The organism is Thalassospira sp. MIT121401 (assembly GCF_047125595.1).
GTDB classification, from domain to species: domain Bacteria; phylum Pseudomonadota; class Alphaproteobacteria; order Rhodospirillales; family Thalassospiraceae; genus Thalassospira; species Thalassospira povalilytica.
On record NZ_CP138926.1, the window covers coordinates 557,890 to 573,883 of the forward strand.

The window sequence follows — 15,994 nt, forward strand, 5'->3', positions numbered from 1 at the left end:
ATGTTGGATGCATTTCTTGCCGGTGCCCATCAGGTTTTCGCATTCGATACCCTGATTTACATGCTGATCGGTTCCGTTGCCGGGATCGTTGCAGCGGCCATTCCCGGTTTTACCGTGACCATGGCCATCATTCTGACCTTGCCGCTGACCTTTACCATGGAACCGCTTCAGGGGGTTTCGGTGATGTTGTCGGTTTATGTCGGTGGTTATACCGGCGGTCTGATCAGTGCAGCGTTGCTTGGTATTCCCGGAACGCCAAGTTCGGTGGCCACCACTTTTGATGCCTTTCCGATGGCGCGCGGGGGCGAACCCGGACGTGCATTGTCGCTTGGTGTCTGGGCGTCGTTCTTTGGCACGGTGATTTCCACAATCATTCTGATTGTTGCAGCCCCGCCACTTGCGCTGATTGCGGTCAAGCTTGGTCCCTGGGAATATTTTTCGCTGATCGTGTTTGCCCTGACGATTGTCGCAAGCCTGGTCGGCAATTCATTGATGCGCGGCCTGATTGCCGGTGTCATCGGTCTTGGTCTGGCAACGATCGGTCCGGACCCGATGATGGGCCGCCCGCGTCTGACCTTTGAGTCTGATATTCTGATGCCGGGCTTGCCGTTCCTGATTGTTCTGATCGGTATTTTTGCCATCAGTCAGCTGATGGGCGAAGTCGAGGACCATGGCAAGAATGACAACAAGGGTGCGCTGATCCCTGATGTGATTGAATTCAAGACCTGGGCTGTGATGCGCGAAGTTCTGATGCATCCGGTCAATCTGGTGCGCTCATCGCTGATCGGTGTGTTTATTGGCGCACTGCCCGGTGCTGGCGGGTCGATTGCCAACCTTTTGGCCTATGACCAGGCCAAGCGCAGCTCCAAAACCCCGGAAGAATTTGGCAAGGGCACGCCAAATGGTGTGATTGCGTCTGAAGCCGGGAACTCTGCCACGGCCGGTGGCGGTTTGATCCCGATGATTGCGCTGGGTATTCCGGGGTCGGCGGTTGATGCGATCCTGATGGCGGCCCTTATGGTGCATGGCATTTCGGTTGGTCCGCGCCTGATCATGGATCATGCCGATCTGGCCTATGGCATGTTCGTTGCCATGGTTGTTGCATCATTGATGATGCTGGTGGTTTGTGTTCTGTCGATGCGCCTGTTCCTGCGGGTGACCGACATTCCCAAACAGTTCATTGTGCCGACCGTGATGATCTGTTGTGTGATCGGGGCCTTTGCACTCAATAACCGGGTAACCGATCTTTATCTGCTTGGTGCGATCGGGCTTGTCGGATACGGGCTGAAATCGCTCGATTATCCTTTGGCGCCGCTGGTTCTGGGTGTGATCCTTGGACCGATTGCCGAAACCAACCTGCGCCGTGCATTGATGAGTGACGGGGACTGGACGGTATTCTTTACCCGTCCGATTTCGGCTGTATTGCTGGCGGCTGCTGTTCTGACTGTTATTTTCAGCGTCCGTTCGGTTCTCAAGATGCGCCGAAAAGACCGTCCTGCCACCGATGAACAAGATGGCGACTAGGCCACTGCTTTGAGGAGACTCCTATGAAACTTCGTCATGACGCGCTTTATGCCTCACGCCGGTCACCGGTTCTGGCGCGCAACATGGTTTCCACATCCCAGCCATTGGCCGCACAGGCAGGCCTGCGCATGTTGCTGGCAGGTGGCAATGCCGCCGATGCGGCCTTGGCGTCGGCCATCGCCCTTACTGTGGTTGAGCCGACCGGTAACGGACTTGGTTCGGATGCCTATGCCATCATCTGGGATGGTAAGGAACTGCATGGGCTTAATGCATCGGGTCGCGCACCGGCGGCCTGGAACCCCGAACGGTTTTCTGGCGCCGACAAGATGCCCCAGCGTGGTTGGGAATCCGTAACCACCCCGGGTGCGGTTTCCGCATGGCAGGAAATTTCCACCAAATTTGGCAAATTGCCGTTCGAAAAGCTGTTTGAACCGGCCATCGAATATGCATCGCGCGGATTTGCGGTGTCGCCGATCATTGCCACCCTTTGGGAAAAGGGTGGGGAATTGCTGGGCAAGCAGCCGGGCTTTGCCGAGGCGTTTCTTCCGAATGGCAAGGCCCCCAAGGCGGGCGAGCTGTTTGTAAACAAGGCCGCTGCCGACAGTCTGATCGACATTGCCGAAACCAAAGGTGAAAGTTTCTATCGCGGCAAGCTTGCCACGAAGATCGCAGCTTTTGCCAAGGAACATGGCGCTGCCTTGTCCGAGGATGACCTTGGCAATCACAAGGCCGATTGGGTCGGCACGATTTCACAAAGCTTCGGCAAGGTGAAGCTGCATGAAATCCCGCCAAATGGTCAGGGGATTTCGGCCCTGATTGCGCTGGGCATTCTGCGTCATACCAATATCACTGATTATCAGCCCGATTCGGCCGAGGCCCTGCATCTTGAGATCGAGGCCATGAAGCTGGCCTTTGCCGATATGCGGGCCTATGTCGCCGATCTTGATTACATGACCGATGTTACGGTCGAACATCTTCTGTCGGATGATTATCTGAAATCCCGTGCGGCATTGATCGATGCCAACAAGGCACAGGATTTCAAGGCCGGTGCGCCAAAGCATGGCGGGACGGTTTATGTGACCGCAGCCGACGAAAACGGCATGATGGTGTCGTTCATCCAGTCGAACTATATGGGCTTCGGTTCCGGTGTCGTGGTGCCGGGGACTTCGATCAGCCTGCAAAACCGTGGTCACGGTTTCAGCCTGAAAGACGGTCATCCCAACCTTGTCAAAGGTGGAAAACGTCCGTTCCAGACCATCATTCCGGCATTCCTGATGAGCGACACCGGCAATCCGATCATGAGCTTTGGCGTGATGGGTGGCCCGATGCAGGCCCAGGGGCATCTGCAAATGACCCTGCGCACCCAGCTTTGGGGGCAGGATCCGCAAACTGCGGTCGATGCACCACGCTGGCAGGCACTGTCGGGGCTTGATGTTGCGGTTGAAGCATCGCTTGGTCTTGAGGTCATTGATGCGCTTAAGGCCAAGGGCCATGCGATCAAGGTCGAAACGCCAGACAGCACCAATTTCGGTTTTGGCGGCGCCCAGTTGATTGCCAAGACCGAGGCCGGATATGTCGCCGGTTCCGACCCGCGCAAGGACGGATGTGCCGTCGGCTATTGATGAAAGAACAGATTTTCGGATCGGCATTCGCAGTCATCTGAAAGCAGGGTCGGCCCAGTAATGGGCCGGCCTTTTTCTTTGCGCATGGCCGGGACGACTCAACATACAGGGCCCCTTGGGATTTCCGTCATCTGTCAAGATGGAAAGTGCCGCATTTCAGGGGGATAGCCCATGCAAAAATGACGCTTCGTACAGGCCATCGACAGGTATAAAGCGATCAGTTATGGCAGGGGGCCTTGTCAGGTTTTGCGGATTCTTTCCCTGATGGCGACACATTCCTGCCCTGTTTTTTGTGCACAAGCACACTGAACAAATCGAAAAAATCCAATGGTTGGTAGCGTATAGAGGCATGACGCATCATTTTCCGCGGCGCACGGCGCTGGTTTTAAAGCATGTCCTTCTGGTTGCAATCGCGACCGGAACAGTCGTGTTTGGCACCCCGTTACAGGCACAGGCACAGTCAAATGACCCGGCAGCGGCACAGCCCGCCAATACGGATGTTGCGCCCGCGCCCGCATCAGAGGCACAGGTCAAACCCGTTGCGCCGGTGGCAACCCCCGACGCGCAGCCTGCGACCGACAATGACGCAACCGCCGCGTCCGAACAGACATCCGAAGAACAGGCCGACAATGCCGATCAGGCAGACAGCCAGAAACCGGCAGTCAGCGCACCGGTCATGTTTGATCCGGCCATGGTGATTGAACGGGCACGTGCACTTGCGAATGCGCCGTTTGAAAACCCGCATCGTGAATTGCCCGATGCACTGGCCAATCTGAGCTCGGATGCGTATGACCAGATCCGCTTCAAGTCGCAGCGCGCCTTCTTCAATCCGGATAATTCGGACTTCTCGCTTGAGCTGTTTCACCCGGGCAACATGTATGATGTGCCGGTCGCCATCAATCTGGTGCGCGACGGTGAAATCCAGGTCATTCCGTTTTCTGCCGGTCTTTTTGATTTCGGCAAGACCGGACTTTCGGGCAATGATTTCTCGACCCAGGGCTATGCCGGGTTCCGGTTGCGCTATCCGTTGTCGAATGTCGGCAGCAGCGATGAGCTGACCCGCTTCCTCGGTGCGTCCTATTTCCGTCTTCAGGGCGAAGGACAATCGATTGGCCAGATGGCACGTGGACTTGCCATTGACCTTGCCGGCCCGACTGGCGAAGAAATCCCGGTATTTCGCGAATTCTGGATCGTCGAGCCGAAAAAGGGCGATCAGACGATTACGGTCTATGGCCTGCTTGACAGTGCGCGGGTAACCGGTGCCTTCCGGTTTGAAATCAATCCGGGCACGCGCAGCCAGGCCGATGTCAAAGCCAATCTGTTTTTCCGTGATGGTGTCGAAAAGATCGGTATCGCGCCGCTGAACGGCATGTTCCTGTTTGGTGAACAGCGTCGTAGGTCCTTTGACGATTATCGTGGCGAAGTTCATTCCAGTGACGGGCTTCTGATCAATAACGGACGTGGCGAATGGTTGTGGCGACCGCTTGATAACCCGGTTCACCTACAGATGAGCTCGTTTCTCGATGAAAATCCGATCGGCTTCGGGCTTTTGCAGCGGGATCGTAATTTCGATCATTACCAGGATCTTGAACGCCGGTTTGATCGCCAGCCCGGTTACTGGGTCACCCCCAAAGGCAATTGGGGCAAGGGCCATGTCGAACTGGTGGAAATTCCAAGCCCGTCTGAAACCAATGACAATATCGTTGCCTATTGGGTGCCGGAAACCAAACCGGTGGCCGGTGGCGAGATGGAAATTGAATACAGCATCACAGCGACCCGTGATGGCGGCGGTTTGCACGATCTGGCCCAGGCGACCGATACGCGGATCATGCGCATCGCATCCCAGGGCGATGATGATGCCGGTCGTACCCGGTTTGTCTTGAACTTTGCCGGTGGTGATCTGGACTATTTCATTGGCGATGCCAAAAACATGCGGGCAGATGTCAGCGCGTCCGAAGGCAAGATTGAAAATATCCGTGTGATGCCGGATTCGGAAAACGGCGGTGTGCGCGTGTTCTTTGATCTGGTCAATGATGGCGAGGCGCGTTCAAGCAACCTTCGGGTATTTCTTCTTCACAAGGATAAGGTCCTTAGTGAAACCTGGACCATGCCGTGGGTTTTTTGATCCCGGATTTTCCGGACCGTGCCGTTCACACAGATGCGACATTCAGGTAGATGCAGATGAGTCAGAAGTCTGACCATAGAAACGAAAACATTTCAGAGACCCAGTATGACCCGACGGTCCAGTTACGTGGCCCCGGTGTTGGTCAGCGGCGTCTGTTTTTGTTCGGAGCGTCGATTGCTGCCACGGCCTATGCCGCATGGCTGATGACAGATGTTCTGGGTGCCGATCAGCTGACCATCATGGAAATGGTGGTGGTGGCATTCTTTACCATCAACTTTGCCTGGATTTCGCTTTCGTTCTTTACCGGGATTGTCGGGTTGATCCTGCGCGGGCTCAAGCTTGATGCCATCACGTTAAAGCGCCTGAAACCGATCGTGCGCAAGGGACCGCTGCGTTCCAAAAACGTTGTCGTGATTCCGGTTTATAACGAGGATCCCAACCGGGTCTTTGCCGGTCTTCGGGCCAGCTATGAAAGTCTTGCCAAAACCGGCGAGCTTGATGCCTTTGACTTTTTTGTTCTGTCTGATACCCGCGATCCCGATATCTGGATCGCCGAAGAACTGGCATGGGCAAAGGCCTGTACGGATTTGAATGCGCGCGGGAAAATCTTCTTCCGCCGTCGTCCGGAAAACACCGAACGCAAATCGGGCAACCTCAAGGAATTCTGCGAAACCTATGCGGCAAATTACGATCACATGATCGTTTTCGATGCCGATAGTGTGATGTCGGGCGAGGCCATGGTGAATATGGCCTATCTGATGGAAAACAATCCGGATGCCGGCATTATTCAGAGTCCGCCGCAACCGACCGGTCGTCAGACCCTGTTTGCCCGTATCTTGCAGTTCATTTCGCGTGTGCATGGTCCGACCATGTCGGCGGGTTTGTCATTCTGGTGCATGGGCAGTTCGAACTATTGGGGCCATAACGCGATCATTCGCACCAAGGCGTTCATTGAATGTTGCGGGCTTCCTGTTCTGTCGGGCAAACCGCCGATGGGTGGCCATATCCTGAGCCATGATTTCGTCGAGGCCGCCTTCATGCGCAAGGCAGGCTGGCGATGCTGGCTGATCCCGCAGCTTGAAGGCAGCTGGGAAGAATTGCCGCCCAACCTGATCGATTTTGCCATCCGTGACCGTCGCTGGTGCCAGGGCAATATGCAGCATGCGCGTCTGATGGTCGCACCGGGTTTCAAACCGCTTAGTCGTTTGCACTTCTTTATGGGGGTGATGAGTTTTGTCTCATCGCCGCTTTGGCTGTTGCTGTTGCTGAGTTCGACCATTGCGACGTTGCAAAACACACAGCTGACCTACAGCTTCTTTCCGGGGCATTTCACCATGTTCCCGCAATGGCCGGTGGACCGGTCGTTCGAGATGCTGGTGTTGCTGATCTTTACCATCGGGATGCTGGTTTTGCCGAAAATCATCTCGATCCTGATGGTGTGTCTGGGCCGTGACCGCAAGAAGTATGGCGGGGTCATGGTTTTGTTCAGTGGCTTGTTCGAAACGATCTATTCGGCCTTGCAGGCCCCGATCATGATGATGCTGCATTCCCAGTTCGTGTTTTCGGTTTTGACCGGCAATCAGGTTGGCTGGGATGCGCAGGAACGTGACGATGCCGGTGTGCCTTTCAAGGCGGCGCTTAAAACCCATCGGACGATCATTGTCATCGGTCTGGTCTGGGGGGCGGTTGCCGTCTTTGTCGATACGGCGTTCTTCTGGTGGCTGTCGCCGATTCTGGCTGGTCTAGTTCTGTCGCCGTGGCTGACCCATTATTCGAGCAGTCTTGCAATCGGCAAGGCCGCACGCCGGATGAAGCTTTTCCTGACACCGGAAGAATATGACAGCCCCGAAGAACTGCGCGGTCTGGCACGGATCAGTGCCGAGCTGGCTGACGGGGACGTCAAGGATGGGCTGATGCGGCTGATCGAGGACCCGTATGCCAATGCCCTGCATTCGGCATTGCTTCCGGTCCGCAAACCCGATGCGCGGACCACGATCGAGATCGGCATCATCTATGAAAAGCTTGCCCGGCTGGGCATTGAAAGTCTGACACGTGATGAAAAAATCCTGATCCTGTCCTGGCCGGTCAAACCGCTTGACCAGATCATGGCGGGCCGGGATGTCAACGGGTCCTGATTTTCAAAAGCGCTTTGTCTAACCAATTGTTTTAAAAGAATCTTGTGCGCCACAAAAACGCCCAGATTCGAGCAAATTATCCCGCGTTTTTTCAGCGATGCTTATCCTTAACGAAGCGTTAATCGCCGATGATCGTTTACTGCCCGGAGGGCCAAACACATGACTGATATGACCGTTGCATCACAGGGTTTTTCCTATGCCGCATTTGAGTCGGCCGCAATGACCCGTCTGATCGAAGACACAGCACGCGCCTGGCTTCGGTCATTTGGAATCATGTCCGATGCACAGGCCAATCAGCGTCTGATCAATGCCCTGCGCGATGCGCTGGCCGCAGACAGTGTTGCAAGTCATGACCGGGCAAGCATGCAGGATATCCTCGATCAGGCCGCACATGATGCGATTGCCGGATGGCTTGCCCGTGTAACCGGTCAGCAGGATTGCTATGGATCGGCGTCATTTTCCATGTTGCGCTGCGCTTTCCTGTCGGCAAATCGTGACGGCATCTGGTCGAGCCGGTTCCTTGATCAGGATGGTGATCATCGTGATCTTGCCATGGCACTTTCGGTTCAGATGATGCTGCCGACACCCAGCCTTAAGGCCTGTGAGATGCCGCGCCAGACACTGGAAAAACGGGCACTCGAACGCCGGGCATCGTAACCCAGTAAATCCTTCGCCCACGCTTTTTCATCTTTACCCTCAACGTTAATGCGTTTTGCGAAGGTAGACACCGCCAGCAATTTGGCGGTGTCTTTATGTGTATCGGCCAAAGATTTTCAAAAAAAAGAACCCGCCCCAAAAGGGCGGGTTTAGTTCAGCGGGCGAGAGAGCCCGATTTTCCGTGTGGGGTTTCCACGCTCGTCAAATCAGGCCCCTACCAGACGCCGGGACACACACTTCCCCGACGCCAAATCGTCAGGCTGCTTTGTGAAAGCGGCCCAGTTTTTCAAGAAGCCCTGCAACTGCGGGATCGTTCTTTCCGTTGCGATCAAGCTCAAGGAAGAAATCCGGATAGGGCGCCTTGCCCGGTGTCAGGTTGTAGGGTTCGAAATCGGTAATTCCGATGGCTTCAAGCACGGATTCATCGGTAAAGAAGCCGCCGGTCACTTCGCGTGCGGGCGCGGTCAGGATGGCGTGCGCGGCATCGGCCAGAATTTGCGGGGTGCGCGCGCGACCCTGCTCTAGTCCCGGGATCATATTAAGGGCGGCAGTTTCAATCACGGTGACCGGCCAAAGCGAATTGACGGCCACCCCGTCATCAGAAAATTCTGCCGCCAGACCAAGGGTGACCAGGCTCATGCCGTATTTCGAAATGGTATAGGCCGTGTGATTGGCAAACCATTGTGGTGACAGGTTGGGCGGTGGCGACATGGTCAGGATATGCGGGTTATCCGACTTCAAAAGATGCGGCAGGCAGGCCTGTGCGCAGGCAAAAGTCGCCCGTGTATTGACCTGATGCATCAGATCAAACCGCTTCATGGGCGTTTGCAAGGTCGGGGTCAGATTGATCGCGCTGGCATTGTTGATCAGGATATCGATGCCACCGAATGTTTCGACCGTTTTTGCAACAGCGTCGGCAATCTGTTCTTCGTCGCGAATGTCTGTCTTAAGGGCCAGGGCCTTGCCACCCGCTTCCTCGATCTCGGCAGCAGCCGAATGGATCGTGCCGGGAAGTTTGGGGTGGGGTTCATCGGTTTTGGCGATGATCGCTACATTGGCACCGTCGCGGGCTGCGCGAAGGGCAATTTCCTTGCCGATACCGCGCGATGCACCGGTGATGAACAGTGTTTTGCCTTTAAGACTAGTCATCGTTTATTTCCCTGGGTTCTTTTTATGATTTGCCAAAGCGCGGATTGCGTTTTTCAACAAAGGCGGTAACGCCTTCGCGGAAATCGGCACTGACGGCGCATTCGGCAAATGATTTGGCTTCGGCTGTCAGTTGTTCTGTAAGGGTTGCCTGGGGGGCGGCATTCAGAAGCGCCTTGGTACGTGCAATGGCACCACGCGGACCGGATGCCAGACGGGCGGCATAATTCGCCGTCGCCGATGCCAGTTGATCGGCGGGCACAACCTTGTTGATCAGGCCGCAATCATGGGCTTCGTCCGCGCCGAAACGATCACCGAACAGGGCAATTTCCTTGGCCTTTTTCATGCCGACCAATCGGGTAAGCGAATGGGTCGAACCGCCATCGGGCGAGGTGCCGATATGGATATAGGCCAGGGTGAAAACGGTTTCTTCCGCAGCGATGGCAAGATCGCAGGCATTCATCAGGCTGATGCCAAACCCGGCAACCGCACCTTCAAGCTTGGCAATCACCGGACAGGGAAGGGCGGTCAGGCGGATGACAATGTCGTGCACGCGGCTGATCATGGCATCAATCACCGAACGGGTTTCCTCGGCAGATGATTGCGTCATCTCATAGAAGAATTTGACATCGCCGCCTGCCATGAAAGTGCCACCCGATCCTTCAAGGATCACAGCACCGATCTGGTTGCTTTGAGCTTCGATCTTGTCAAGCGCATCGGAGAAACCGTCGATCATTGCGTGATCAAGCGCATTCATCCGGTCAGGCCGGTTTAGCGTGATCGTCGCGATGTCATCGGTGATGTTCAGCAATACGGCGTCGGTCGATGTCATGTGATTTCCTCCCGCGGGGTTGCCGCTTTTTTTGTTCCCGCTATCGGGGATTGGGCCGGTGTTAAATCGCTAGCCGGGCTTCTATTGCGCTTTCCATATCGGGCCAGCCCGATAGCCAGTCGGGCATGACAGGCGAATTCTGGTCCGCCCCCACCAGACGACAGACTTCTTGCGGGGTGACGATACCTTCCGGACCGACAAACACGGCCTTGACCACGCCAAGTGCCAGGGTTTTGCCACCAGAAACAAAGCGTTGTTCAAGATAAAACCCCTTGTCATCCCAATAGAGTGCCTGGGTTTCGAGGGCGAATTTCTGGAACGGCTTGATCGCGCGCTTGAACCGCATTGTTGATCCCGACACCACCGGTTGCCATTTGCGTTTCAACATCTGTTTGGCGATGCCATTGCGGACAATAAGTTCGGTCCGGCCCAGATCCATAAGCGCGAAATAGCGCGAATTGGTCATATGGACATTGATATCAAGATCCAGTGGCCATGCCCGGAAATGCAGGCAGGATGGATCAAGCGGATGCAGGCGGGGCCGCAACAGCGACAGGATCACCACACGGATCAGCCGGAAAATCAGGTTCACGACATGTCTCCGTTTTCTGATGTGGTCTGACGATTTATGCGGCCCGCAGCCATGATCAGAACAGCTCCTCGTCGAGTGCCATCATGGTCGAAGACCCTGACATCATCTGACTGAACAGCGCACCTGATTGCGGCAGGATACGTTCCATATAGAACTTTGCTGTGATCAGTTTGGCCTTATAGAAGCCGTCCGGGTCGTCATCCTGTTTTGCCAATGCGACTTCGGCCATCCGGGCCCACATGAAGCCAACTGCCACCAGACCGAACAGACGCAGGAATTCGGTTGCGGCGGCACCGGCTTCGTTCGGGTTTTTCATGCCGCGCTGTGCCAGTTCGCCGGTGGCCTGTTGCAGGCGCATGAACGCCTTTGCCAGCGGTTGGACAAAGTCGCCAAGGCCGTCCTTGGAGACATTGGCTTCGATATATTCCTGAACCGGGTGGAAGAAACGGCGAAGATAACGGCCGGCCTTTGTCGGCATTTTACGACCGACAAGGTCAAGCGCCTGAATACCGTTTGTGCCTTCGTAAATCTGGGCGATACGGGCGTCACGGACATATTGTTCCATGCCCCATTCGCGGATGTAACCGTGACCGCCAAAGACCTGCACACCAAGGTTGGTATTGTCAAAGCCCCAGTCGGTGAACAGTGCCTTGACGATCGGGGTCATCAGCTGGACGAATTCGTCGGCTTCTTCGCGTTTGACCGGGTCTTCATGATGTTTGGCGGTATCAAGGGCACGGGCAACCCACATGCCCATCGCACGGCAGCCTTCATTGGTGGCCTTCGCGGTCAGGAGCATACGGCGCACATCGGGATGCACGATGATGGAATCGGCGGCCTTGTCGGGCGATTTCGCACCGGTCAGAGCACGGCCCTGAAGGCGGTCCTTGGCATAGGCACGCGCGCCCTGATAGGCGGCTTCGCCAAGACCAAGTCCCTGAATACCCACCGAAAGCCGTTCCTGGTTCATCATGGTGAACATGGCGGGCATGCCCTGATGGGGTTCACCGACCAGATAGCCGATTGCGCCGTCAAAATTCATGACACAGGTGGCCGATGCCTTGATACCCATCTTGTGTTCGATGGAGCCGCATTTTACCGCATTTCGATCCCCAAGCGATCCGTCATCATTGACCATGAATTTCGGAACAAGGAAAAGCGAGATGCCCTTGGTGCCCTTTGGGGCATCGGGTAATTTTGCCAGGACCAGATGGATGATGTTTTCCGTCAGGTCATGTTCACCTGCGGAGATGAAAATCTTGGTTCCCGTGATGGCATAGGACCCGTCATCGAGCGGTTCGGCCTTGGACTTGATGATGCCAAGATCGGTACCGCAATGGGGTTCGGTCAGACACATCGTCCCGGACCAGGTGCCTTCGACCATTTTCGGAAGGTATTTGTCCTTAAGTTCGTCCGATGCATGGGCATGCATGGCGGCATAGGCGCCAAATGACAGGCCCGGATACATCCCGAATGACAGGTTGGTCGAACAAATCATTTCCTCGACCAGGGCATTGATCGATTTCGGTGCGCCCTGACCACCATAGGCCGGGTCACAGGCAATGCCGGTCCATCCGCTTTCGGCAAAGGTCTGATAGGCTTCCTTGAACCCTTTGGGGGTGGTGACAACGCCGTCATCCCAGGTGCAGCCTTCCTCGTCGCCCGACCGGTTGATCGGGAACAGGATTTCTTCACAGACCTTGGCGGCTTCTTCGAGAACGGCGTCAACGACGTCGGGGGTGAAATCCTCGCAACCGGGCAACTGATTGATATCGTTGTAATCAAACAGTTCGGTCAGGACGAAGCGCATGTCGCGCAGGGGTGCTTTATATTCAGCCATTTTACTTTTCCTCCTGGACCGGTTAGTTGCGCAACGGCTTGCCGGTCAGAAGCATATGCTCCACCCGGGCCATGGTGCCTTCGTTGCGGACCAGACGCATGAAACCTTCGCGTTCCAGTTCAAGAATGTCGTCTTCGGACAGTTCCTCGGTCACGTCGGTGTCACCACCGGCAAGAACCTTGGCCAACTCACCGGCCACCACGCGGTCATAATCGGTTGCCTTGCCAAGACGATGGAAACCATCAACGGCCATTTCAAAGGCAACCCGGGCAGACTCGCCCGGCAGGCGATAGGTGAATTCTTCGGGGGCCTCATAACCATCGACCATCGAAAGCGCGCGTTCCTTGGCATCGGCCAGCAAACGGTTCCGGTTCATGGTGATGCCATCCGTTTCGCGGAAGAACAGGTTTTCCTTTGCTTCCATTGCTGATTTGGCAACGGTTGCGACCGAGATGATTTCAAACGCCTTGGCACTCGGAGCCATCGGGCCTTTGACGAATTTCGGATTTTCCGCCCAGCGACGGATCATTTCCTTACACCCGCCCCAGGCCGGGATCAGACCAACACCGGGTTCAACCAGCCCGATATAGGTTTCCCCGTGCGCCTGAACCGCATCGCAATGAAGCAGGACTTCGCAGCCGCCCCCAAGGGCAAGACCACTTGGCGCGCCAACAACCGGGAAAGGCGAATATTTCAGCGCTTTGTAGGTTTCTTGACCGGTTTCAACGAGGTTTTCGATTTCCGGCCATGCGGCGATATTGGCGGCAAACAATGCCAGACCAAGGTTTGCACCGGCCGAGAAATTGCTGGCTTCGTTATAGATCACCATGGCCTTGAACTGCTTTTTCACAGTCCGGATCGATGTCTTGATCGCACCAAGAACGTCTGCATCAAGTGCATTCATCTTGGTATGGAATTCAAGGCAGGCAACACCATCGCCAATATCCCAAAGCGATGCCGCACGGTTACCGGCAACCGGTTCGGATTTGCGTTTGATGTCTTCAAGCAAAAGAACGCCGTCCGGGCGGGTAACCTTGGTGTAGTCGCCATCAAAGCCGAAGTAATAAAGTTCACCGTCTTCGACCTTGTAGAACGATTTGCCAGCAGCCTTTTTCAGCAGGGCAGGGACTTCAATGCCGTCTTCTTCCAGCATTGAAATCAGGGTATCCACGCCAATCGCGTCAATCAGCTCGAACGGGCCGGTTTTCCATGCGTAGCCAAGCTTCATCGCGTCATCGACATCAAGGATGGAGTTTGCTGCGGACTCTGCAATGAAGGCAGCATAGGCAAGGGTTTTACCCATAACGGCACGGCCATATTGACCGCCCTTGTCGGTTGCTTCCATCATCTTGCGCGGGTCTTTGCCAGCGGCGCGAACACTGCTGATGCGGGCCTTTTCAGATTTGGAAAATTCGCCGGTTTGCAGATCAACCGATTCCTTGATCTTTTCACCACCATCACGGTTCAGGCGATAGAACCCGCCTTTGCCCTTACGACCGGTATAACCATCGGCAATCAGTTTGGAAACCAGTTCACTTTCGCGGTAAATGGCATGGAACGGATCGGATTTATCGAGAAGCCCCGCCATGCTCGATTGCACATGAGGCATCAAATCCAGACCCACCAGATCCATCAGGCCAAACACACCGGTTTTGGGAATGCCAAACGGGCGGCCAATAACGCTGTCGGCTTCCTCGACGGTCAGTTTGCGATCCATGGCTTCGACCATGGCAGCCTGAATCCAGTAGACACCCAGACGGTTGGCAATAAAGCCCGGTTCGTCATGGCAGTTGACGCAAGTTTTGCCCAGTTTGCGATCAGCAAAATCGGCAACCATGTCAATAACGCCATCACGGGTGACACCCGATCCAACCAGCTCAAGCAAACGCATATAGCGCGGCGGGTTGAAGAAGTGGGTGATGATGAAGTCCTGGGCAAAGCTGTCATCCATGCCGCCAAGCAGGGTGGCAAGCGGAATGGTCGATGTGTTGGACGACACGACCGAGCCCTTGGCGCGGACGGCATCAATCTTGCGATACAGATCCTGCTTGATATCAAGGCGTTCAATGACGGCCTCGATGATCCAGTCACATTTGGCGATTTTATCAAGATCATCCTCGATATTGCCGCATGTGATCAGCTTGGCGACCCGTTTGGACATGAACGGGGCCGGATCGGTTTTCAGCATTTTGGCAACCGCACCCTCGGCAACCGCGTTGCGGTTTTTTGCCCCGTCGGGAACGACATCAAGCAGCAGGACCGGGGTCCCGGAATTGGCGATATGGGCAGCGATCCCCGCGCCCATCACACCGGCGCCGATAACGGCAACCTGTTTGATGGTGGTCATTACATCGCCTCCAGAATGGTCGCGATCCCCTGACCCCCGCCAATGCATTGCGAGGCCAGCGCATATTTGCCGCCGTCACGTTTCAGGATGCTTGCCGCCTTGCCGACGATACGGGCACCGGTCGCCCCCAGCGGATGACCGATGGCCAATGCACCGCCATCGATATTGACCTTGGCACCATCAAGTCCGAGATCGGAAATGCTTGCCATTGCCTGGGACGAAAACGCTTCGTTCAGTTCGGTAACGTCAATATCCGCCGATGTCAGGCCGGCACGTGCCAATGCCTTTTTCGACGCGCCAACCGGACCAATGCCCATGAGTTCGGGCAGGCAACCGTCAACCGCAACCGATTTGATGCGGGCAAGCGGGGTCAGACCGTTTTTGGCTGCAAATTCTTCGGAACATACCAGAACCGCAGATGCACCATCGGTCAGTGGCGACGAGGTACCGGCAGTCACCACACCATCAGCCCGGAAGGCCGGTTTCAGGTCTGCGAGACCTTCGGCCGTTGTGTCACCACGAATGCAGCCATCTTCGGAAACAACGCCATCCTTGGTCTGGATCGGGATGATTTCATCAACGAACTTTCCAGCAGCCTGCGCGCTTGCCGCGCGTTTGTGGCTTTCGACCGCAAAAGCTTCCTGATCGGCACGGCTTAGGCTGTATTTGGCGGCAACGTTTTCGGCGGTATCGCCCATGCCCATATAGGCTTCGGGCATGGTCTTATAAAGTTCCGGGTTGGGAAGCGGGTTAAAGCCCATCATCGGGACACGGGTCATGCTTTCAACACCGGCACAGATAAATGCTTCGCCTGCACCAATGGCAATTGCGCCGGCAGCCTGATGGATCGATTGCATCGACGATCCGCAGAACCGGTTGACAGTAACACCGGCAACAGAGCGCGGAAGACCTGCAAGGAAGGTGACCAGCCGGGCCACGTTGAAGCCCTGTTCGCCTTCCGGAAAGGCGCAGCCAAGAATCAAATCTTCGATTGCTTTGGGATCAATGCCGGTCTTTTCGACCAGACCTTTTACGACCTGTGCCGCCAGGTCATCAGGACGGACCTTGGCAAGGGCCCCTTTGCGGGCCGGGGTGAATGGCGACCGGACATATCCGGCAATAACGGCGTTGGTCATGGCTATGTCTTCCTTCCTGAGCTGTCCTCTGATCCGGG

11 protein-coding genes are annotated in these 15,994 nt (G+C 55.7%); 5 read left to right on the forward strand and 6 right to left on the reverse strand.

The genetic code is table 11. The features are described 5' to 3' along the window. The 5 genes from SIB88_RS02615 (at window position 1) to SIB88_RS02635 (ending at window position 8,063) form a co-directional block, all read left to right on the forward strand. Window positions 1-1,524 (forward strand): tripartite tricarboxylate transporter permease, encoded by a 1,524-nt coding sequence (locus SIB88_RS02615; RefSeq protein WP_412565927.1) that lies wholly within the window; start codon window positions 1-3, stop codon window positions 1,522-1,524. A gap of 23 nt (window positions 1,525-1,547) precedes the next feature. Continuing rightward, entirely contained in the window at window positions 1,548-3,146 is a 1,599-nt protein-coding gene (locus SIB88_RS02620) for a gamma-glutamyltransferase family protein (protein WP_412559248.1), read from the forward strand. Window positions 3,147-3,495: 349 nt separating this feature from the next. After that, window positions 3,496-5,271: a glucan biosynthesis protein gene (locus SIB88_RS02625; RefSeq protein ID WP_412559249.1), complete on the forward strand. Its 1,776-nt coding sequence runs from the start codon at window positions 3,496-3,498 to the stop codon at window positions 5,269-5,271. Window positions 5,272-5,327: 56 nt separating this feature from the next. Beyond that, on the forward strand, window positions 5,328-7,406 hold the full coding sequence (gene mdoH, locus SIB88_RS02630; protein WP_412559250.1) for a glucans biosynthesis glucosyltransferase MdoH: 2,079 nt from the start codon (window positions 5,328-5,330) through the stop codon (window positions 7,404-7,406). Window positions 7,407-7,565: 159 nt separating this feature from the next. Further along, complete coding sequence (locus tag SIB88_RS02635; RefSeq protein WP_101246567.1) at window positions 7,566-8,063, forward strand: hypothetical protein; 498 nt, start codon at window positions 7,566-7,568, stop codon at window positions 8,061-8,063. A 255-nt stretch (window positions 8,064-8,318) separates the two neighbouring features. On the opposite strand, the gene SIB88_RS02640 is transcribed toward SIB88_RS02635, so the two are convergent. The 6 genes from SIB88_RS02640 to SIB88_RS02665 form a co-directional block, all read right to left on the reverse strand. Beyond that, window positions 8,319-9,212, reverse strand: a complete 894-nt coding sequence (locus tag SIB88_RS02640; protein ID WP_412559251.1) for an SDR family oxidoreductase — start codon at window positions 9,210-9,212, stop codon at window positions 8,319-8,321. A gap of 22 nt (window positions 9,213-9,234) precedes the next feature. Continuing rightward, on the reverse strand, window positions 9,235-10,041 hold the full coding sequence (locus SIB88_RS02645) for an enoyl-CoA hydratase/isomerase family protein (RefSeq protein ID WP_412559252.1): 807 nt from the start codon (window positions 10,039-10,041) through the stop codon (window positions 9,235-9,237). Between the two features lie 61 nt (window positions 10,042-10,102). Then, window positions 10,103-10,633 (reverse strand): acyl-CoA thioesterase, encoded by a 531-nt coding sequence (locus SIB88_RS02650; protein WP_228194800.1) that lies wholly within the window; start codon window positions 10,631-10,633, stop codon window positions 10,103-10,105. A gap of 55 nt (window positions 10,634-10,688) precedes the next feature. After that, a complete protein-coding gene (locus SIB88_RS02655; protein ID WP_412559253.1) occupies window positions 10,689-12,473 on the reverse strand; it encodes an acyl-CoA dehydrogenase C-terminal domain-containing protein in 1,785 nt (594 codons plus the stop codon). A gap of 22 nt (window positions 12,474-12,495) precedes the next feature. Then, window positions 12,496-14,820 carry a 3-hydroxyacyl-CoA dehydrogenase NAD-binding domain-containing protein gene (locus SIB88_RS02660; RefSeq protein WP_412559254.1) on the reverse strand — a complete coding sequence of 775 codons (2,325 nt, stop codon included), beginning with the start codon at window positions 14,818-14,820 and terminating at the stop codon, window positions 12,496-12,498. Next, the gene (locus SIB88_RS02665) at window positions 14,820-15,956 is read right to left on the reverse strand and encodes a thiolase family protein (protein ID WP_412559255.1); all 1,137 of its coding nucleotides are present in this window, start codon (window positions 15,954-15,956) and stop codon (window positions 14,820-14,822) included. Before SIB88_RS02665 ends, SIB88_RS02660 begins: the two co-directional genes overlap by 1 nt. Window positions 15,957-15,994 lie beyond the last annotated feature (38 nt).